The organism is Terrilactibacillus tamarindi (assembly GCF_009718825.1).
Classification (GTDB): domain Bacteria; phylum Bacillota; class Bacilli; order Bacillales; family Sporolactobacillaceae; genus Terrilactibacillus; species Terrilactibacillus tamarindi.
Genome location: NZ_WNHB01000003.1, coordinates 92,152 through 112,614, shown reverse-complemented (window position 1 = coordinate 112,614; position 20,463 = coordinate 92,152). Strand labels below are relative to the sequence as shown.

Below are 20,463 nucleotides of genomic sequence, written 5' to 3'. Positions count from 1 at the left end.
AAGGAAGCAAGTAGAACAGTTTTTATTCTATAGAACAGATGAAGTCTACTATGTTAGAATAATGAAAAAAAGGATAGATCATTTCTTTGGGCGGTGATTTCTGATGGCGATAATTAAACAAACTCTTCCACTCTATCAGCAAGTTTATCAAGATATTCTAAGCCGAATACAATCTGCGGAATGGAAGTCGGGAGACAAACTGCCTTCTGTTCGGACACTTGCACGTGAGAGAGGCATTCATCGTTTAACAGTGTTAAAGGCATACCAATTATTAATGAATGATGACTGGGTCTATGTCAAAGACAAATCAGGTTATTATGTAGGTAGCCAAAGGCAATATCATTTCACCGATCATTCAAATCCCATTGTCCACTCCTTGGTTCAAAAAAACCATTTGTCAGAAATACATCAAGCCGATGTTACGTTTCAATTTTCAAAAGCATTAATTGATCCAGCTCTATTACCAAATCAATTTTTTTCTAACTATGTAAAAGATATATTTGATAAATATCCTAAGGTGTTAAGTACTTACGCCCCACTCGAAGGTGATTTTGAATTATGTACGTATTTAGCCCAATTCTTTCATGAAAAGCATACACTTCCGGTTAATCCTGAACAAATTCTGATCACTTCAGGTGCTCAGCAAGCCATTCATTTAATCGCTGAAGCCTTTATTTCATCAAAAGACGTTATCTTGATGGAACGACCGTGTTACGGTGCGGCCATGGGAGCCTTTAGACAACAAGGGGCGTCGATTATTCCTGTAGACATTTTTCAATCTGGATATGATCTTTCGCAGATAGAATCTTATATGAAAGAGTACAAACCAAAGTTATTTTATTGTAACCCAACCTTTCACAATCCGGCGGGATACACCATTCCTGACGAACAACGAAAGCAGCTTGTTGATTTAGCTAAAGACTACCAATGTTTCATCGTAGAAGATGATGCGTTTTATGATATGTATTTTGATGAGGAGCCCCCTCATCCAATTTATAAATATGACACAGATGGTTACGTTATCTACATTCGAGGTTTTAGTAAATATATAGCTCCAGGACTGCGAATTGCCGCCATAACATGCCACCCAAATATAAAAAAAGATTTATTATCGATCAGGTCACTGATCGATAATGGAAGTCCCTTATTGACACAGAAAATATTCCTTCATTATTTTCAATCTGAACGCATGCGGCAGCACATTGAAAAATTACGTATTGCTTTGCAAATTAGAAAAGAAACAATGGAGTTTGAGTTAAGAAAAACATCATGGAAATGGGTTAGCCCGAGTGGCGGTTTCAACTTGTGGGTGGAATGCCCTTCCTCCATTTCGATTGAAAAGTTGTTAAAAGAGTGTCTGGATGCCTCTATTTCTTTTGTACCCGGAAGCGTCTGTGACCCTAAAAATGAGATGAATCATTATCTAAGATTAAGTTACTCGTATAACAACGAAGGGCAGATTCATGAGGGAATGAAACGTTTGATTAGTATAGCTGAAGGGATGAGCTGAATCTGGTTGGGAAGTGACTATTGTGGTTGTGCAATGTTGGTCTGAGTTGGTGTGATCTTATTACGATGTGGCGCAATTCTCTTTCGAAGTGCCGCAATTCTCCTTCGATGTGCCGCAATTCTCCTTCGAAGTGGCGCAATCCTCCTTCGATGTGCCGCAATCCTCCTTCGAAGTGACGCAATTCTCTTTCGAAGTGACGCAATTCTCTTTCGAAGTGACGCAATTCTCTTTCGAAGTGACGCAATCCTCCTCATAAGTGGCGCAATTCTTCTCCGAAGTGCCGCAATCATAAAAGTAAAATGCACCAGGCGTGAGCTGCCCGGTGCATTGTTACATGTTATTTTTTAAAAAGAGGTTTAGCCTTACCTGCAACATAGTGACTTCCATGGCGATCCTTCACATCTTGGATCATCATACTAATGAGTAAGTTTTGGTTTTTATAGTCAAAACCGACAAACCAGCCATTTTCGGTTCCTTTTTTATCTTCTTTTGATTTTTTTAATTCAGCCGTTCCTGTTTTTCCTGCCACTGTGATGCCCTTAACGACGGGATCATGGGCTGAACCATTTGGTGATTCGATGACACCTTTTAATCCTTTAGTGATCGCATCCGCTTCACTCTGGGACATGACTTGTCTATGCCAGAAGGACGGTGTTGTTTCGTCATCCTTCATTAATTTTGGCTTTACGAGATTTCCATTATTTAATAAAGGTGTATAGCTTACAGCTAAATGTAAGGGTGACATTTCAATTTGACCTTGACCATATCCAGAGTCTGCAAGTAGTATATCTGAGTCGATTTTTCCATTATTTGAAATGGAAGATTCCTGTGTTGGAAATTCAAATGGGACTTTTTCAGCAAAGCCAAATTGTTTTAAACCTTGAGTAAATTGCTTCGCTCCTGTGTCGAGAGCTGTTTGGGCAAAGTAAATATTATCGGACGTGATAAGGGCATTATTCAGATCGACTTCAGATAGACGACTGGAAACCCGCGTGACTGAATAATTTCCCCAACTCTTATCTTTTTGCCACTCTTTACCTGATATTTTTTTCTTTCCATCAACCGTTATACTCCCATTTTCGAGTCCAATAGCGGCTGTAATCGGCTTGATTGTCGAGCCTGGTGCATAAATTTTATTAAACTTCGCTGAAAATGGTCGGTTTGGATCATCATTTAATTTCTTCCAAGTCTTATCATTCCATCCAAATACAAAACCGTTCGGATCGTAGGATGGCGAGCTAACAAGAGCAAGGGCTTCACCTGTTTTAGGGTTGAGCGCAACAGAGGCACCTGAGTCTCCTTTTAACTGTTTATAAATCTTTTTTTGTAAGTTAACATCAATGGTGGTTTTTACATCTTTGCCGTTTTCAACGTCTTTTTTCGCAATAATCGTTTTTGTTTCACGAACTAAAATGGTCCACCCTGTCTGACCACGCAATTGATTTTCGTAGACATTTTCGAGTCCTGCAACACCAATGGAATCTGTGCTACTGTAATTTTTATTTTCAGGTTTCTTCAGATCTTCAGCTGTTACAGGACGTATATAACCTGTGACATGAGCCGCTGCTTCTCCATATGGATAAAAACGCGAATCCACATCTCGTTTACTGATGCCTTTCTGACTTGTGAGTTTCTTCACGAGATCCATTTGGTCAGGTTTGACTTTTTTAATAGGAACAATTGAATCATCCGTGACCCAGCTTGCCGAAAGTTGTTTATCAATCTCATCTCTCGTCATGTCTAATTTTTTCGCTGTATGATCTAGAACCTTATCTTTGTCTTTACCTAACTGGCCAGGTACAACACCTATTTCAGGAACACTCTCAGTAATAGCGAGGGCATTTCCGTTCCGATCTAATATATTACCACGAACCGCATCTGCTTCGAGAACCTGAATGGTCTGTCCTTTTTTTAATTGAGAAAAGATAAAGGATGGATTCCAATTAATTTTCCAGTCCTCATGGTCATTTGATTTTTCTTTGACGAGAGTCGCTTTTCCATTAAAAGATACCTCACCCGCTTTTGTATCCATCGTGACTTTGTATGGAATATGCTGTGTTTTCTTGTTACCTGAATCCTTTTCCGATTGTTTGCCAACTGTCACCTTTAAATTGGTCGCACCTACTTGATCGTAAATATTTTTATAACGATCAACGAATGCCTTCTTTGAGACCGATTTTTTTGCGCCATTTGAAAGTTGTGCATACATGGATGAAAAGTTTTGTTTATTCCACTTGCTTACGTATTCATTCATTCGATCCTTAGCCGTAGGTTCATTGGAACAACCTACAAGTACGAGAAACATGATACTTAATAAAAAACCGATCTTAATCTTAATTGTAGAGCCCTCCAATTATGTCGAATTCCTACGTTTATTATAATTGAAAAATATCGATATTCAAAATCAAAGTCATATGCTCGGACATTCTAGAAGCCTGAAAAGTACGATGCTAGGATATTAATTTTGGGGCCTCACTTAGCATCATGAAATTCAGTTTTAGTAGCTGACTCATTATAATGGTTACATGCTGCTTGGCGTACCAGATTAATTATTTAAATAAAACATAACCACCAGGTCCTGTAAACGCGATGCCTACAACGATCGCGATAAGGACTAAATTATATTCAAATCCATTGTTTACCGCCCAAAAACCATTAGGTCCATGTACCGTTAAAATGGCATCAAGCATGATAAGTCCTATTAAACTCGCACCAACAGGAATCCAAAAACCAATTAAAAATAAAATACCTCCAACGAGCTCAAAAGTGCCTGCTACAATGGCCCAAATTTTCCCTCCAGGTTTGATTCCAATCGATTCTAACCATTCTCCTGTCCCAGTCAAACCAGGCCCGCCGAACCAACCGAATAATTTTTGTGCTCCATGACCGACAAATGTAAGACCTATGACTAGACGGATAAGCAATAATCCTATATCCTCCATTGACTAAGTTACCTCCTTGTTTTAATGTACTAACTTTTATCCCGCATTAACAGCGAGTATTGACCACCGTCTCAAGGTATGCGAGTAAACGAGCATTCCTAGGCGGGGGGGTACCTGTCCGCATGAGATCGATTGGTTCAGGCTTTCAATCATTCTACTGATCTGATTGATATTTTACTCCATCTTGTCCTTTTTTAAAGAAAACTTGCCGATTGGCCAGCCTATAAGGCACAGACAGAGCTCTAGTGTGAAAAAAACGTCCGCCCCGTCATCCATAGGGTCCAAAGATAAGGTAAGGGTGCGGTTAAGAATTGAATGTATAAGGACCATGACGGAAACCATAAAGAAAGTAGAGCACCCAGACAACCTAATAAACTAGCTCCTATTCCAACTAGTTTGACATAACCATGATATGAACAGGCCCATATCAAAATGCCAACGTACACTAAAATCATCGCTAAATATCCCGCAAATAGTCCCCATGTAAATAGAGCTCCCCATAGGGGATATAATGATGTCTGCCCATGGATAATTTTATTCAGATGTTGAGGTAAGACGGCAATCTCAGCAGAAACAATGAGACACCATAAACCAAGAGATGTGATAAAAAGAGATGCGGGAATCCTGTTTACTTGCATAGGTGAATATTTCATAAAAAAGATTAACCCAAGCAACCATACAAACAGACCAAGTAAAAATAACCAATGATCTAAGATCCAGTGATGATGCGTCGCCACTTCTTTGAATGCAAAACCAACATCCCATGGATTCGTTAGTAAGGGGTGAAAGGCTGTCGCGATTCCAAATAATAATGCACCAATAATAGAAATAAGAGCCGATAGTTTTTGCTTTTTCATCGATATCCCTCAGATTCGTCTTTTTCTTTCAATATAGGCAAATATACTAATCTATAAACATGATTAAGGAAATCGAACAAACAATAAGAGCTATTCTTGCTTATATAACCTTCCTCTTAAATGGAGAATTCCCCTTATGGTGGTTAAAAATCTGAACCGATGGTATATATTACTATGCATAAAAAGTACAAAAGTCTTGCATTACCTGTTCGACTTTTGTACTATAGACAAGGTTTGTATTTTTGGGAGTTTTTGACATTATATTCTCATAATTCTAACACTTCAAGGAGATGACAACATGAGCCAGAAAAAGAGTGAGAAATTCACTCCATATGTACCAGCTTCAAAATCATTACCCGAGTTAACGGTCACGGCCGTTATATTAGGTATTATTTTAGCTATTTTATTTGGTGCCGCTAATGCCTATTTGGGCTTATTAGTCGGTTTGACCGTATCTGCGTCTATTCCTGCAGCCGTTATATCCATGGGGATTTTGCGTGGAATCTTTAAACGCGACTCCATTTTAGAAAATAATATTGTACAAACCATGACAACAGCGGGTGAAGCTTTAGGAGCTGGAGCTGTATTCACCTTGCCTGCCCTTTTTTTACTTAATATTAAGATCTCACAAATTCTTCTTATTTTCATTGTCCTAACAGGTGGATTTCTAGGTGTCTTTATGATGGTGCCTCTGCGTAGAATGCTCATTGTTAAAGAGCATGAAATCCTACCTTACCCGGAAGGCACAGCTTGTGCAGAAGTTTTAAAAAGTGGTGAAACAGGTGGCCAAAATGCCAAATTGGTGTTATCCGGCTTTTTAGTCGGTGGCGTTTTAAAATTAATCGTTGATGCGGTTAAGTTGGTAAAATCGGACTTGAATATCGGTATCTGGCGTTTTAAAAATGCTTTTGTCGGTATGGAAGTCTACCCTGCTCTACTTGGTGTGGGTTACATTATTGGGCCAAGTATTGCTGCTCAGATGGCAGCCGGTGGGTTATTTGCTTCGATCGTCCTTGTTCCGATGATTGGATTTTTCGGTGGAGGTAACTCGGCCGTTATATTCCCTGCAACCGAAGCCTTAACGCAATTGGATGCTGCAGCTATTTGGGACAACTATATTCGTTATATCGGAGCAGGTGCCGTTGCGGCTGGTGGTCTGATTACTTTATTAAAAACTCTTCCAACCCTTGTTAGAACCATCGCTGAAACAGTTCAATCAATCCAAAATACGGATGGTAGGAAACAGTCACTCGAGCGTACAGATCACGATATGCCAATGAAATATGTTCTTCTTGGCATTATCTTACTTATTCTCATCATTGCCTTTGTTCCTTTAACTGAGGTTGGCCTTATTGGTGCGATTGCCATCGCGATATTTGGATTCTTATTTGTTACAGTAGCCTCTCGAATAGTCGGGGTTGTGGGAAGTTCATCTTCTCCGGTCTCAGGTATGACCATCGCAACGCTGCTTATTGTCGCCTTAGTTTTCAAACTATTTGGCCAACACGGTGCAAGTGGTATTCTTGCAACATTAACGGTTGCCGCTATCGTATGTACGGCTCTTGCCGTTGCAGGCGATATATCACAAGATTTAAAAACAGGTTATCTTGTTGGTGGTACGCCATGGAAACAACAAGTAGCCATGCTTATAGGTGTTGCAGTTAGTGGTCTCGTTATGGGCTTTATGCTCGTCCTTTTCAATAACGTCTATGGATTTGGTACACAAGCCATGCCAGCACCAAAAGCCGTATTAATGAAAATTTTAGTACAAGGTATCTTCGATGGTAATTTGCCTTGGACCTTAATTATTATTGGTGCAGCGATTGCGGTTGCTGTTGAATTTATGGGAGTTAATTCACTTGTCTTTGCTGTTGGATTATACTTGCCTGTCAATATCAGTATGACCGTCTTCTTTGGTGGCATCGTTCGCTATTTCGTCAATCGTTTTTCAAAATCAGATCAAGAAAGAGAAGCTAGTGTGGAACGAGGAACGTTGTATGCAGCAGGCTTAATTGCTGGGGAATCCCTTATTGGGGTTATCGTTGCCGTCCTTATCTGGGTTAAAGTTCCACTTCCTGCGAATGTCTTGATCCAAAATCAATGGCTTCCATTTGTTCTCTTCTTAATTGTATGTTGGTTATTGTATCGCGTGAGCATGAAGAAACGAAAAGCTTAATTGATTTATTAGATGATAACTTCCTTCCTGTGTTTGGAAGGAAGTTTTTTAATATACGAGGAGGTTCTAACTATGAAGAAAAAAGATAACATGCTTTTTTTATCTCCCATGTTAAGAGAAGGGATTCAAGTCGTGGATGGTCAAGACGCTTTCTTACTCATTCCACGTCAAAATTGGCTGGAACGCCTATCGATTCGTTTTTTTAAGCAACCCGCATTTCGAAAGGTTAAACTAGATGCGCTTGGTGAGTTTGTTGTAGGTCAAATTGACGGAAAACAAACCGTCCTTGATATCGAAAAACGCTTTGTCGAAAAATTTGGGAATGACGATGACATGGCATTAGCCCGTTTAGTTAAATTCTTGCAAATTTTAGAAGCAAATCAATGGATCAAGTGGAATAAATGATGGTTATGTAAGGCAAGAAAAGACTCCCATCTGACCTGCTTCCAACTGTCGAGATGTCAAACAGTTGAGTTGCAGTTTCAATCGGAGTCTTTTTCATTTGTGATTATTTGTATCTTTTATAAATGGCTTGTGTCCCACTATTTTCTTCACCGGAAGCGGCGAGTTCTTCGTAAAGTTTTTCTGATAGTGATAGACCTGGTGTATCTAGTTTTAATGATTCAGCTGAAGAAAGGGCAATTTTCATATCTTTGATCAAGTGTTTGACATAGAATCCAGGTTCAAAATCACCTTTTAACATTCTAGGTCCGAGATTAGACAGAGACCAACTTCCGGCTGCCCCTTGTGAAATACTACTTAAGACTGTTTCAGGATCAAGTCCAGCATGTTCAGCATAGGCAAGGGCTTCAGCAACACCTAACATACCCGAAGCAATCGCAATTTGGTTGGCTGCTTTCGTATGTTGACCTGCGCCTGCTTTGCCTTGATAGACGATATTTTTACCCATGGCTTCGAAAACAGGTTGAACCACTTCAAAGTCTTCTTTATCTCCGCCTACCATGATGGATAAAGTGCCGTTTTTCGCCCCAACATCGCCACCCGAAACTGGCGCATCTAATGCATGGATACCCCGTTTCGCTGCTTCTTCATATATTTTTTCAGCGAGCTGTGGTGATGACGTGGTCATATCGATCACATAAGCCCCTTTTTTGGCATGAGCCAAAATTCCATCTTCGAGATAAACAGACTCGACATCTTTTGGATAACCGACTATGGTAATGATGACATCTGACGCTGCTGCAATCTCAGCTGGAGAGTCATACCAAGTGGCGCCTTCTTTGACAAGTGCATCTGCTTTTTCTTTTGTTCGGTTATAGACATTCACATTGTAATCGGCTTTAAACAAATTGCGTACCATTCCTTGACCCATAACGCCCGTTCCAATAAAACCAATGATGGGTTTTGACATCCTCTTCACTCACTTTCGATGAACTCATGTTTTTCACATCATAAAGCAATGTGGTCTCGTTACTAACATAACATGTCTTACCGAATCCATCAAAAGATTAGAGGACGTAATTGACCTCCTTACCCTTGAGCTTCGCGCTTCACAGGCTTGTGGAAGAGGAGTTTTTTCTAAAATCTGTTAAACTTTTCGAATTTGAAAAACGCGTGTCAAAACGTAAGGTGCTTGTGGGAAGCTTAAGTTTAATTGCCATGCCCCGATCCCACCCACGCGATACCTTTTGGCAAGCAAAGCTTTAGCAAAAAGGCTTCGTGTATCGTCGAACCAAACCGTATGGTACTGTCCGTTTTCATCCGTGTAATTAAAAAAGGCCGTTTGGTCTCTCGTAGAATATTGAATAGGGACTTGGTACCGCATCGCTAAATTCGTTGCTGCTAGGCTAGATATGGCTGAGCCTGGATTTTGAGGGGTGACAGGAACAACCCAGTTATAACCATAGTATGGAACACCTAGAAAGATCTTTTCTCTAGGCATCTGACTAATGGCATATTGTACCGTTTGTTCCACATTAGGTAGAGGAGCTGTTGGTCCTGGCTGGCTACCAATATAATGCCAGTCATACGCCATAAGAAAGACGCCATCTACAGCAGCACCAATAGCGGCATAATCATAGCCCCGGGTCCATGGTGCTGTGTCATCCGTTTTTGCAGGCACCGCGACAGTTAACGATGTTCCTTGTGGCATTCGACTTTTTAACTCCTGTAAGAAACTCGCATAAACGACACGGTCTGCTCCTCGAACACCTTCAAAATCAATATTCACACCACCATAACCATGAGACGTCATATAATTAATAATGTTTCTGATAAGGTTTTCTCTAACGGTCGTTCCATTTAGAGCACGAGTCGCAAGGTCAGGGCTAAAACCACTTGCTGTTAAGTTCGTCACAGTAATAATGGGCCTCACTCGACGTTGCCAAGCTGCTGTCACTGCTTGTGTATCATCTAATGTACTAAGATCCCCATTCCAGTTAAAATGTATTTCGAACAACGCAACGTATGTTAAGTATGGTGCGAAGTTATTTACTAATGCTGTATCAATGGAAGGTATCCGTAATTGCGTATAGCTTAAATTTGAGATAACCGTCTTTGGCGGAGTCGGTAAGTTGAGTACTTGACCAACCCTCAGTTGATTTGAATTGACTCCCGGATTTGCTCTTTGCATGTCTTCAATGGTTACATAGGCCGTTCTTGCTATTGTAAAAAAGCTATCTCCAGGCTGCACAACATATTGATCCGTTGTAATTAAAAGTGCCTGACCCGGCACCACTTGAAGAAATTGCTCCAGGCCATTTACTGCACGTAGTGTATCAAAATTTATATTGAATTTTTGGCTAATGCTATATAAGGAATCTCCTGATTTTACAGTATAGACAAACAAGGTCTCCCACCCTTTCCACTGCCATTTTATTTGACAAAAAATTCATTCACTATTTCCACATCTATCCCTATGGTATTCATCTAGTTCTTAGATGTTCGAAAAGTTTTTTCATGAAGGTAGTGGCCAAATGAGTCAACAAACCATCTCTAATAGAAAAAGGGATCTTCTTGTGGTAATGTAAGACCAACTATAAGATGAGGTGATGACATGTCTTTGTTTTTAGTCAAGCCAACGGTCGAGTACGAAAAAGAGTATTTAGACTTTTATCATGAATGGAAGCAAAGTGGCGAAACAATGATCCCATGGGTTATAGAAAAAGATCCTTCAGATTTTCCTCGTATGGTGCAAAGTCTTCTAGATAGCGAAAAAGGGATCGGTTTACCTGATTCATGGGTTCCTGATTCAACTTACTGGTTAATGGATGTAAATCACCGTATCCTGGGTGTTTCAAATATACGCCATCGTTTAACTGAACAACTTCTTAATTGTGGAGGTCACATAGGCTATGGCATTCGGCCTACTGAACGACGCAAAGGCTTTGCTACAAAACTATTAAACTTATCGATTGAGAAGGCTAAACAACTGGGAATTGATAGGATATTGGTGGTTTGCGATGCGAGTAACCTCGGTTCTAAGAAAATCATTTTGAAAAATGGTGGAGTAGAAGACTTTGATTTTGTGGAAGAGGATGGAAACGTAGTTAAAAGGTATTGGATTGACTAGATCTTCTAAAATAACATACATAACAAAAATGTAGTCCCTTTCTAAAAAGGACTACATTTTTTTAAAACTGTATCACCCGGTACCCCATAAGCAAGATCACAATAAAATCAATACCAAATAGAATCCATAGAACCGTTGTCGATTGACCACGACGGATTCTAGCAGGAATCATTTCCATAAAGCCGATTAAGATGAGACTTAGAAACAATTTTATGATTGGTGTTATAGGAAAATGGTAAAGTATCAACATCCATACACCCGTAATAATCATCACTAAGTAAAAAAGACGCAAAATCATGGCGGTTAACTTTTGGCGACTAAAAAGACATGTTAATAAGAATAAAACAGCTAAAATCATCCAAGAATACCCATGAATCGTTAGTAAGGTATCTTTCACTTTCACCCCTCCATTCATTCATTTAAACTTTTAGAATGTTACTATGTATCGTTTGACCTTGCTCTTATTTTATCACAATCATAAGGTGATCATAAATTCTAAACTTGTTCATACTCTGTACATATTGAACATGTGTCATGACTCTATTTATGTGTTTGTAAAAAATTTGTTTAATATTTTTTTGAGAGGTATAATCAATTTTATGTCCTTATTTAAAAAGAAACACATTCACATGGCCATCCTTCGTTAAAAATAACGATAAATGAGTATCACATAAATAAAGGAGAGAAAAAATGGAAATAAAAAGCAGTCATTTAAAATTTGTTATTACTGGACTCCTACTCGGAATGTTAATGGCGGCGATGGACAATACGATAGTGGCCACTGCTATGGGAACCATCGTATCGGATCTCGGGGGTCTCGATAAATTTATTTGGGTTACCGCAGCCTATATGATTACGGTCATGGCTGGTATGCCGATATTCGGTAAACTTTCAGATATGTTTGGTAGAAAGCGTTTCTTTTTATTTGGTCTTATCGTTTTCTTAATTGGATCAGCCTTATGCGGCATCGCCCAAACGATGGTCCAGCTTAGCCTCTTTAGAGCTCTTCAAGGAATTGGCGGTGGAGCTTTAATGCCGATTGCCTTTACGATTGTGTTTGATATTTTCCCACCTGAAAAGCGTGGAAAAATGACAGGTCTCTTTGGTGCCGTCTTTGGTTTAGCCAGTGTTCTTGGACCGCTTCTTGGTGCCTATATCACTGATTATTTAAGTTGGCATTGGGTCTTTTATGTGAATGTTCCTATCGGTATTGTTTCATTCGCCTTAATCACGGCGTTTTATAAAGAATCTACTAAACACCATAAACAAGTGATTGATTGGACAGGAGCCATTACTCTTGTGATTTCTGTTATCAGTCTCATGTTTGCTCTCGAACTTGGTGGCCATGAATATGCATGGAAGTCTTGGCAAATTCTAAGTCTATTCGCTAGTTTCGCCGTCTTCTTTGTCATCTTTTTCTTTACTGAGTTAAAAGCAAAAGAACCCATTTTACCATTTTGGTTATTTAAACGGCGCTTATTTGCCGCGTCACAAATCCTTGCTTTCTTATACGGTTGTTCTTTCATTATATTAACGGTCTATATTCCTATTTTTGTACAGGCTGTTTATGGTGGATCCGCCACAAATGCAGGATTTATTTTAACGCCAATGATGCTCGGTTCAGTTCTTGGCAGCTCCATCGGAGGTATTTTTCAATCAAAAACGAGTTTTCGTAACTTAATGTTTATTTCTTTTATCGCCTTCTTTGTTGGTATGTTGTTCCTTGCTAATATGTCACCGTCCACACCGCATGCGTTACTGATTCTTTATATGGGAATTGCAGGTTTTGGAGTTGGATTTTCATTTTCATTATTACCCATGGCATCGATTCACAACCTAGAGCCTCAATATCGTGGAACAGCCAATTCAACCAATACGTTCTTACGTTCACTTGGAATGACCATTGGGATTGCCGTATTTGGCTCAATTCAGAATAATATTTTTGCAGATAAAATGAAAGAGGCCATGAAAAGCATTCAGCAACACTTGGCAGGTCAAGGTGAACAAGCAGGCGGAAATCCTCTCGCCAAGATAGATAATGTTAATCAAATTTTTCAACCCGAATATCGTTCTAAGATACCTTCATTTATATTAGACAAAATCATCCATGCGATGTCTGATTCCATTACACATACTTTTCTGTTTGCGTTAATTCCGATTGTCATGACATTAATTTTTATTTTCCTCATGGGAAATGCAAGAAGTGTCGATTCTAACAAATCTAAAGAAAAAGTATCTTGACAATAAAAAAAGCATTCCACACATGGATGAGTGGAATGCTTTTTTTTATTACTTATCATTCACATATTGGTGACGCGTCAGATCACATTTTTCCAAAGGGATGAGTTTTGTTTTGTTTTTCCATTTGTATCCGAGCCATATGATCAAGAAAAACGGAATCCCAATGTATGCCGTTAACACACCAGCCCAATCGATTTTGCCACCGGTAAAAGCTTGATAATTTTGACCGATCGCTACAATCGCACAAATGATAACAGCTAGGATCGGGCCAAATGGAAACCACTTAGCTCGATAAGGAAGATCCGACAGGTTGCCGCCTTGAACCTTGTAAGCACGTCTAAAGCGATAATGACTGATGGAAATGCCAAGCCATGCAATGAAACCAGACATTCCTGATGCATTAAGCAGCCAGGTATACACAACGCCATCTCCAAAGAAAGAGGCAATAAAAGCAACCGCTCCTATCGCTGCAGTAACAAGAAGGGCATATATTGGAATCCCGCGTTGATTCACTTTGGCTAAAAATCTTGGTGCTTTCCCTTCAGCTGCCAAGGCATATAGCATACGTGTTGACGCATAAAGACCCGAATTTCCGGCAGATATAACAGCCGTTAAGATGACCGCATTCATCACAGAGGCCGCTACAGCAAGTCCTGCTTTTTTGAAAACAAGTGTGAAAGGACTGACCATCACACTATCTGATGAAAGTCTTGGATCTGCATAGGGAAGGATCATCCCAATAACAAAAATGGCCACAATGTAAAATAAAATAATACGCCAGAAGATACTTTTCATCGCTTTTGGGACGTTTTTCTCTGGATGTTCACTTTCTCCAGCCCCGACGCCAAGAAGTTCTGTTCCTTGGAATGAGTACCCTGCCAAGAGAAGAACACTAAACATCGCTAAAAAACCACCGTGAAACGGTGCATCGCCTTTAGTGAAATTTGAAAATCCTGCCGTGTGACCTTTCATAATACCTAAGATCATCAAAAGACCAATGATAATAAAAATGATGACGGTCACGACTTTTATTAATGAAAACCAGTATTCAGATTCACCGTATCCTTTTACTGATAAGATATTAAGCAAGACAATGAGTAATAGAAATAGACCACTCCACAAAAAGGATGAACTGTGTGGAAACCAATATTTCATGATAATGGTTGCTGCAGAGAGTTCCGCTGCAATCGTAATGGCCCAGTTGTACCAATAATTCCAGCCTAAAGCAAAGCCAAAGGCAGGATCAACAAAACGCGTACCATACGTACTAAAAGAACCACTATGTGGCATGTAAGCCGCAAGTTCTCCTAAGCTAGTCATTAAAAAGTACACCATAAGACCAATAATGGCATAAGCAAGAAGTGCGCCTCCAGGTCCTGCGGTGTAAATCGAATTCCCACTTGCTAGAAATAAACCTGTACCAATGGCGCCTCCTAGCGCAATCATCGTTAAATGACGTGATTTTAAACCACGTTTGAGACCTGTTGTCTCATTTGACTGAATCGACATGATGCTTTATTACCTCCAAAAGTTTTGAAGAGAAAGGGCATAAGCTTGCCAACCGGCAAACCGCTTATTACGTAGACAAACAACGTCCACCATACTTAAATAAATAACACTTATTTTCTTTAAGCACAAAAAAACCGCATAGATGTTGTGTATCCAAGCGGAAAAAATACCCTCTATATCTTCCATTTGATAGCACACCACATTACCTTTGTAATGTGACAGTTCTGCTCCTATTCGACAGCAGCCCCAACGAAGTGAGCTAGGAATCTCAGTTTCGTTTCGGCGATATATCCTTTCAAACAGATTCATAGATCTTCCTATGTCTCCTCTGTCTTACTCATAGATACCGCGACCTCTACCCCACCGTACGATGATGAGGATGTTGATATGCAATTATGATGACGTCCTATAGTGTACAGGAATAAGGAAGCATGATCAAGAGGTTAAACTGTGGCAATATCATCCAACCTGCAACTTTTCACTTTTTTGTCATAATTACACGATAGCAACAGCAATTTTTTCTTTTGACACGTTTAAACCAACGTATTTTGGGCTATCCTTATCATATAACTAGCTCCTTTCGTAATGTAGCTCTGATTTGGTTTCTTTTTTGTAGTCATTCAGTTTAACAAATTAACCTACGAAATTACGAGTAAGGGGCTAGGTTTCGTTCATGAATACTTTATCTGCTCTTTTAACCGGTTAATCGCTGAAACTCGGTTGTTCGTACATTGATCCGCTTAAAGTTAACCTGACTACATTTCTGGAAGTGCTCCATCATATGATCAACTAAAGTGATGCCTCTTTTTTTTCTTGATATTCTGCAATGGCACGTAAAAAGGCTTCGCCATATCTTTCTAGTTTTTGCTGACCAACACCTTTGATCATCAAAAATTCCATATCAGATGATGGGAGTTTCGCACACATATCACGCAATGATTGATCAGAGAAAACAACATACGGTGGCACCATTTCTTTAGCCGCTAGCTGTTTTCGAATGGCCCGCAGATTTTCAAATAACGCGTCATCCACAGTTACTTTAACAGCTTTGATATTTTCTTTTTTAAAGACTTGACGTTCACCTTTAAGCACACTGATCGCTTTTTGAGACAGCGAAAGCGTCGGATACGTTCCTCCAGAGGGAATCAGGTATTGGTCTGCCGTTAGAAAGTCTATAAAACTACTGACATCTTTCTGCGTCCGATCACGCATAATCGCATACGTCGATAATTGGTCAAATCCAAAATCTTTAATGCGTTGATTCGTCGCCCCCGTTAAGATTTGCGCCACAAATGTTTTACCAAAGCGCTCACGAATACGCTTGATACAGGAAAGAACCATTTGTGCCTCACGCGTAACGTCTTGCCGTTTGCGTTCATCCTTACAGTTCCCACAGCGTTCACACCGTTCAGACGATTGATCGCCAAAGTAGTCGAGTATATAAGATTGTAGGCAGTCTTCCGTATGGCAATAACTAATCATACGCTCCAATTTGTGATATTCGTCTTTTTTTAACACATCATCCATTTCAGATTGATCAATAAAGAATTTTTGCAATTGAATATCTTCTGGAGCAAATAGCAGGATGCAGTCCCCCCGTTCACCATCACGGCCCGCACGCCCTGCTTCTTGATAGTAGGCTTCAATGTTTCTAGGCATATTATAATGCATCACGTAACGTACGTTTGATTTATTAATCCCCATACCAAAGGCATTCGTAGCCACAAGCACGGTCACATCATCATAGAGAAATTGCTCTTGATTCTTCTGCCGATCCTCTTCAGACATCCCTGCATGATATTTTCCGACTTGAATGCCTTCTTTTTTTAAAAAATGATGAAGGTTGTCCACTTCTTTTCGAGTGGCTGCATAGATAATGCCGGGTTGATCTTTATTTTTTCTCACATATTCATTTATAAAAACACGTCTGCTCTGCCCTTTAATGACTTGAAAGTACAAATTATCCCGTGCAAAGCCTGTTAGAATAACTTCTTTTCTTCCGATCTGTAATAGGTCACAGATATCCGCTGTCACCCTTGGTGTTGCGGTTGCCGTCAAAGCGACAACGGTTGGACGCACGGTGCAGCTTTGAATCATATTAATGATTAACCGATAGCTCGGCCTAAAGTCGTGACCCCATTGAGAAATACAATGCGCTTCATCTATCGCAACTAAGGAAATATTAAGTTGAAGGAGGCGATTTAAAAAAGAAGGAACCTCTAATCTCTCGGGGGCGACATATAATAATTTATACCGTCCCGCCGATACATCCCTCAGACGTTTCCAAGCCTCATCACCTGAGAGAGAACTATTTATAAACGTCGCCGATACCCCTTGTTTTTCAAGTGCATCGACTTGATCTTTCATAAGTGAGATGAGTGGAGAAATCACTAATGTAATTCCAGGCAACATTAATGCTGGAATTTGATAACAAACGGATTTCCCACCACCCGTTGGCATAATTCCGACCGTGTCTTGCTGATTAAGTAAGCGACTGATGATTTCCGTTTGCCCACTGCGAAATGAATCATAACCAAAATATTTTTTTAATAAACCTTGCGCTTCTTGAAGCATGCATGGGTCATCCTTCCCTACCGTAAGTCTATCTATGTTTACTCGATCTTTTCTATTCGATAGTCTTATCTTAACGCAGGAGTTGACTTTATTTCTACCATTTTATTAAAAAAGGTGGATAGGAACGGAAGCCTAGAATAGACATGAACCGTTAATTTTCATATAAAGTCTGTTCTTTTTTATTAAAGGCCTCTTTCTTTATTTTTTTAAGATTTAACTCATTCTGGGGAGATATGTTCGCTTTCAAAACATTTTTCATCATTTTTAAAGCATAATCATTGTCTTCTTTGACATTTGAAGCACAGCAATCTTGGGGGACAAAAAGCTTATAATCTCGCATATAAGCATCATTAGCTGTAAACAACACGCAGATATTTCCGGCTACACCCATGAGGATCAATGAACCGACTCCCAAATGCTTAAGTAATGATTCAAGCGGTGTCGCAAAAAAACCGGAATGTTTTGGCTTGAAAACAAAATAATTATCATCATCTGGAATCAATGTCTTGATCATATCTTTGGCCTTTCCCTTCATAGCCTTAGATACAATGGCATGAACATCCGATTTCCAAAGATCATAATGGTCATTGATATAAATGACAGGAATGTGTTCTTGTTTACAACGCTGTTTTAATTCAACCATATTATGTAGTTTATATTTGAGCTCCTGAATAAGAAGATCCGCTTCCGGAAAATCCATCGTATTCATCATATCAATGATTAAAAGAGCTACGGATTGATCTAATTGTTCATCTTTCATCATGATTCATCATCTCTATCATTCCTTCTTATAATACGTGTTCAAAAAGGTGGCAAATTAGAAGCAAGAAGATAAGAGCGCGCAGTTCCTGAGGACCGGCATTCCACAGGATGTGGTAGCTTCAACGCCAGCCACAGGACGTGAGCAATTTTAGTTGAAGATCCTCTTGTTTTTACTACATGAGGACCGGAAAAACAAGCGGGCGTCCGAGATTCGTAGCTTATCATTTGGTGACTTTTTGAACAACCAATTATAACTCTTAATAGCTATACCCTTATCTCACTAGTCTGATTCGTTTTTAAAAAAATTTGGGAACTGCACGATGACAATGTCTTATAAGTCTGTTTCATAAAAGGTTAGTTTTAGCATACATTTAGTGGTAAATAAAGCCTATAGTCTTTTTCACTTTATTTTCTAGTTTAAATGTATTAGAATAGTTTTTACCAACTAATTTTATAGGAATAAGAGGTGTAATACATGTCTTCATCATCAGCTTCTACTGCTTTGTCAAAAGACAATGTAAATAAAAAAGTCAAATCACAAATCGTACCTCTTGGTTCTCCTCAACCTTGGCTTGTTATAAGTGCTGTGATTATAGCTATCATTCTAAGTATTGCCAGTATTTCGATTGGGGGAATCAAGCAAGGTATCCTTTTGTGGATAGGATTATTGTTAGGTGTCACTCTTTTTCACGCAAGATTCGGTTTTACATCAGCGTTCAGACGATTCACATCTGTCGGAAATGGGGAAGCCATACGAGCTCATATGCTGATGCTTGCGGTTGCTAGTACCTTATTTGCTATTATTTTTTCTTTTAATACCACTCTATTTGGAGCAAAACCGACACCAAACTTAGATCCTGTCGGCACAAGTCTTATTGTTGGATCTTTTCTTTTTGGTATTGGGATGCAGCTTGGCGGTGGTTGTGCGTCAGGTACATTGTACGCTGTCGGTGGCGGCCGTACGGAAATGTTCTTTACTCTTATCGCTTTTATTATTGGTTCCGTCATTGGGGCTTGGCACTTTGACTTCTGGGTCAATCAAATGCCATCATTCAAACCCTTTTCACTAGCAACAAGTACGGGACTCGGCTGGTTAGGTGGTTGGGTGCTTCAAATGATCATTTTTGGTGTCATTACCTGGATGACGTTTGTCGTTGAGAAAAAAAGGAAAGCACCAAAAATGGCGTCACTACCTACAACTACAGGCTGGAAGCGGATCTTCAGAGGGTCATGGCCTCTTTTAACGGCTGCTGTTGTTCTTGCAGTACTCAATGCAGCTACATTATTTGTCAAAGGAAGTCCATGGGGCATCACATCTGGCTTTGCCTTATGGGGTTCTAAAGCCGCTAGTGCCTTAGGGATTAATGTGGAAGATTGGGCGTATTGGTCAGGACCTAAAGCTGCTGCCCTCCATCAATCTGTTTTCACCGATGGAACCAGCGTGATGGACTTTGGCTTGATCATCGGTGCCTTTGTTGCCTCTACTCTCGGTGGATTGTTCGTACTCAAAAAAATCCCGGCTAAACGATTGGCCGCTGCCATTATTGGTGGATTATTGATGGGATACGGTGCACGTCTTGCCTTCGGATGTAATATCGGTGCCTATTTCAGCGGCATCGCTTCATTCAGTCTTCATGGATACGTTTGGGCGATCATGGCCATGCTTGGAACTTACGTAGCCTTATATTTGCGTCCATTGTTTGGCATGTCCGTCCCTAAATCAAGTGACCATTTTTGTTAAAATTATGAAATGTAAGAGCTATACCTTCTGTTAATGAAGGTATAGCTCTTTTTATGTTCACTGAGGGGAGCACATTGCGCGACTTTATAAAGGATTTGGCACCTATCCGGTATATGTATGCGCTTAGCTGGACCTTATTGAGCTGCTTTGGGTCTTAATGGAGGTATTTCTAGCAAGAATTGTGGAATATTAAATGAGAACAGCGCCTCTCCGAAGAGGAATTGCGCTGCTCAAAAACGGAATTGCACCACTTCAGATGTGAATTGCACCGCTCTGAACCTGAATTGAGCCACTTCGAAGAGGAATTGCGCCACTTCGGACGTGAATTGCGCCGCTCTAAAACGGAATTGCACCACTTCAGATGTGAATTGCGCCGCTCTAAAAGGGAATTGCACCACTTCAGACATGAATTGCACCGCTCTATAACGGAATTGCACCACATCTGACATGAATTGCACCACTCCAGACCTGAATTGCGCCGCTCTGAACCTGAATTGCACCACTACAAAGAGGAGTCGCGCCGCTCTGAATCCGGCTTAATTGTATCACTTCCTAATAAAGCCGTTTAGTTGACGCTCGACTCCTCTTTATGCCATTCTAAATATAGCTTCACTAAATT

General features: G+C 39.9%; 17 protein-coding genes and 1 riboswitch. Of the genes, 7 read left to right on the top strand and 10 right to left on the bottom strand.

Going from position 1 to position 20,463, the window contains the following annotated elements; translation table 11 throughout:
• The first annotated feature begins 103 nt into the window (after positions 1 to 103).
• Entirely contained in the window at positions 104 to 1,510 is a 1,407-nt protein-coding gene (locus GMB86_RS02755; RefSeq protein WP_155216598.1) for an aminotransferase-like domain-containing protein, read from the top strand.
• 88 nt (positions 1,511 to 1,598) lie between these two features.
• A complete protein-coding gene (locus tag GMB86_RS02750) occupies positions 1,599 to 1,766 on the top strand; it encodes a hypothetical protein (RefSeq protein WP_230458968.1) in 168 nt (55 codons plus the stop codon).
• Between the two features lie 81 nt (positions 1,767 to 1,847).
• Here GMB86_RS02750 and GMB86_RS02745 read toward each other — a convergent pair whose 3' ends face one another.
• The 3 genes from GMB86_RS02745 to GMB86_RS02735 all read right to left on the bottom strand — a co-directional run bounded on the left by GMB86_RS02745 (position 1,848) and on the right by GMB86_RS02735 (position 5,309).
• Positions 1,848 to 3,815: a penicillin-binding transpeptidase domain-containing protein gene (locus GMB86_RS02745; RefSeq protein ID WP_230458978.1), complete on the bottom strand. Its 1,968-nt coding sequence runs from the start codon at positions 3,813 to 3,815 to the stop codon at positions 1,848 to 1,850.
• Positions 3,816 to 4,059: 244 nt separating this feature from the next.
• Positions 4,060 to 4,452, bottom strand: a complete 393-nt coding sequence (locus tag GMB86_RS02740) for a DoxX family protein (RefSeq protein ID WP_155216594.1) — start codon at positions 4,450 to 4,452, stop codon at positions 4,060 to 4,062.
• Positions 4,453 to 4,694: 242 nt separating this feature from the next.
• Positions 4,695 to 5,309 (bottom strand): hypothetical protein, encoded by a 615-nt coding sequence (locus GMB86_RS02735; protein ID WP_155216592.1) that lies wholly within the window; start codon positions 5,307 to 5,309, stop codon positions 4,695 to 4,697.
• A 298-nt stretch (positions 5,310 to 5,607) separates the two neighbouring features.
• On the opposite strand from GMB86_RS02735, the gene GMB86_RS02730 reads away from it, so the two are divergent.
• Positions 5,608 to 7,485, top strand: a complete 1,878-nt coding sequence (locus GMB86_RS02730) for an OPT family oligopeptide transporter (RefSeq protein ID WP_155216590.1) — start codon at positions 5,608 to 5,610, stop codon at positions 7,483 to 7,485.
• Positions 7,486 to 7,557: 72 nt separating this feature from the next.
• Positions 7,558 to 7,890: a PqqD family protein gene (locus GMB86_RS02725; protein WP_196220109.1), complete on the top strand. Its 333-nt coding sequence runs from the start codon at positions 7,558 to 7,560 to the stop codon at positions 7,888 to 7,890.
• 103 nt (positions 7,891 to 7,993) lie between these two features.
• Here the strand turns inward: GMB86_RS02725 and GMB86_RS02720 are convergent, their stop codons facing one another.
• Together GMB86_RS02720 and GMB86_RS02715 are read right to left on the bottom strand one after the other, a co-directional pair.
• Entirely contained in the window at positions 7,994 to 8,857 is an 864-nt protein-coding gene (locus tag GMB86_RS02720; protein WP_155216586.1) for an NAD(P)-dependent oxidoreductase, read from the bottom strand.
• Positions 8,858 to 9,034: 177 nt separating this feature from the next.
• Positions 9,035 to 10,294: a glycosyl hydrolase family 18 protein gene (locus GMB86_RS02715; RefSeq protein ID WP_155216584.1), complete on the bottom strand. Its 1,260-nt coding sequence runs from the start codon at positions 10,292 to 10,294 to the stop codon at positions 9,035 to 9,037.
• A 207-nt stretch (positions 10,295 to 10,501) separates the two neighbouring features.
• Here GMB86_RS02715 and GMB86_RS02710 point away from each other — a divergent pair, with 207 nt between their 5' ends.
• Positions 10,502 to 11,017: a GNAT family N-acetyltransferase gene (locus GMB86_RS02710; RefSeq protein ID WP_155216582.1), complete on the top strand. Its 516-nt coding sequence runs from the start codon at positions 10,502 to 10,504 to the stop codon at positions 11,015 to 11,017.
• A gap of 61 nt (positions 11,018 to 11,078) precedes the next feature.
• Here the strand turns inward: GMB86_RS02710 and GMB86_RS02705 are convergent, their stop codons facing one another.
• Entirely contained in the window at positions 11,079 to 11,414 is a 336-nt protein-coding gene (locus GMB86_RS02705; RefSeq protein ID WP_196220108.1) for a DUF1516 family protein, read from the bottom strand.
• A gap of 293 nt (positions 11,415 to 11,707) precedes the next feature.
• On the opposite strand from GMB86_RS02705, the gene GMB86_RS02700 reads away from it, so the two are divergent.
• Positions 11,708 to 13,258, top strand: coding sequence for an MDR family MFS transporter (locus GMB86_RS02700; RefSeq protein WP_155216578.1), 1,551 nt, complete (start codon positions 11,708 to 11,710; stop codon positions 13,256 to 13,258).
• A gap of 48 nt (positions 13,259 to 13,306) precedes the next feature.
• Here the strand turns inward: GMB86_RS02700 and GMB86_RS02695 are convergent, their stop codons facing one another.
• The 3 genes from GMB86_RS02695 to GMB86_RS02685 all read right to left on the bottom strand — a co-directional run bounded on the left by GMB86_RS02695 (position 13,307) and on the right by GMB86_RS02685 (position 18,101).
• Entirely contained in the window at positions 13,307 to 14,767 is a 1,461-nt protein-coding gene (locus GMB86_RS02695) for an amino acid permease (RefSeq protein ID WP_155216576.1), read from the bottom strand.
• Between the two features lie 182 nt (positions 14,768 to 14,949).
• Positions 14,950 to 15,133: riboswitch (Lysine riboswitch) on the bottom strand.
• A gap of 423 nt (positions 15,134 to 15,556) precedes the next feature.
• Complete coding sequence (gene recQ / locus GMB86_RS02690) at positions 15,557 to 17,341, bottom strand: DNA helicase RecQ (protein ID WP_155216574.1); 1,785 nt, start codon at positions 17,339 to 17,341, stop codon at positions 15,557 to 15,559.
• Positions 17,342 to 17,492: 151 nt separating this feature from the next.
• Entirely contained in the window at positions 17,493 to 18,101 is a 609-nt protein-coding gene (locus GMB86_RS02685; protein ID WP_196220116.1) for an isochorismatase family cysteine hydrolase, read from the bottom strand.
• A gap of 477 nt (positions 18,102 to 18,578) precedes the next feature.
• On the opposite strand from GMB86_RS02685, the gene GMB86_RS02680 reads away from it, so the two are divergent.
• Entirely contained in the window at positions 18,579 to 19,844 is a 1,266-nt protein-coding gene (locus tag GMB86_RS02680; protein ID WP_155216569.1) for a YeeE/YedE family protein, read from the top strand.
• A gap of 230 nt (positions 19,845 to 20,074) precedes the next feature.
• Here the strand turns inward: GMB86_RS02680 and GMB86_RS02675 are convergent, their stop codons facing one another.
• A complete protein-coding gene (locus tag GMB86_RS02675) occupies positions 20,075 to 20,347 on the bottom strand; it encodes a hypothetical protein (RefSeq protein WP_196220107.1) in 273 nt (90 codons plus the stop codon).
• Positions 20,348 to 20,463 lie beyond the last annotated feature (116 nt).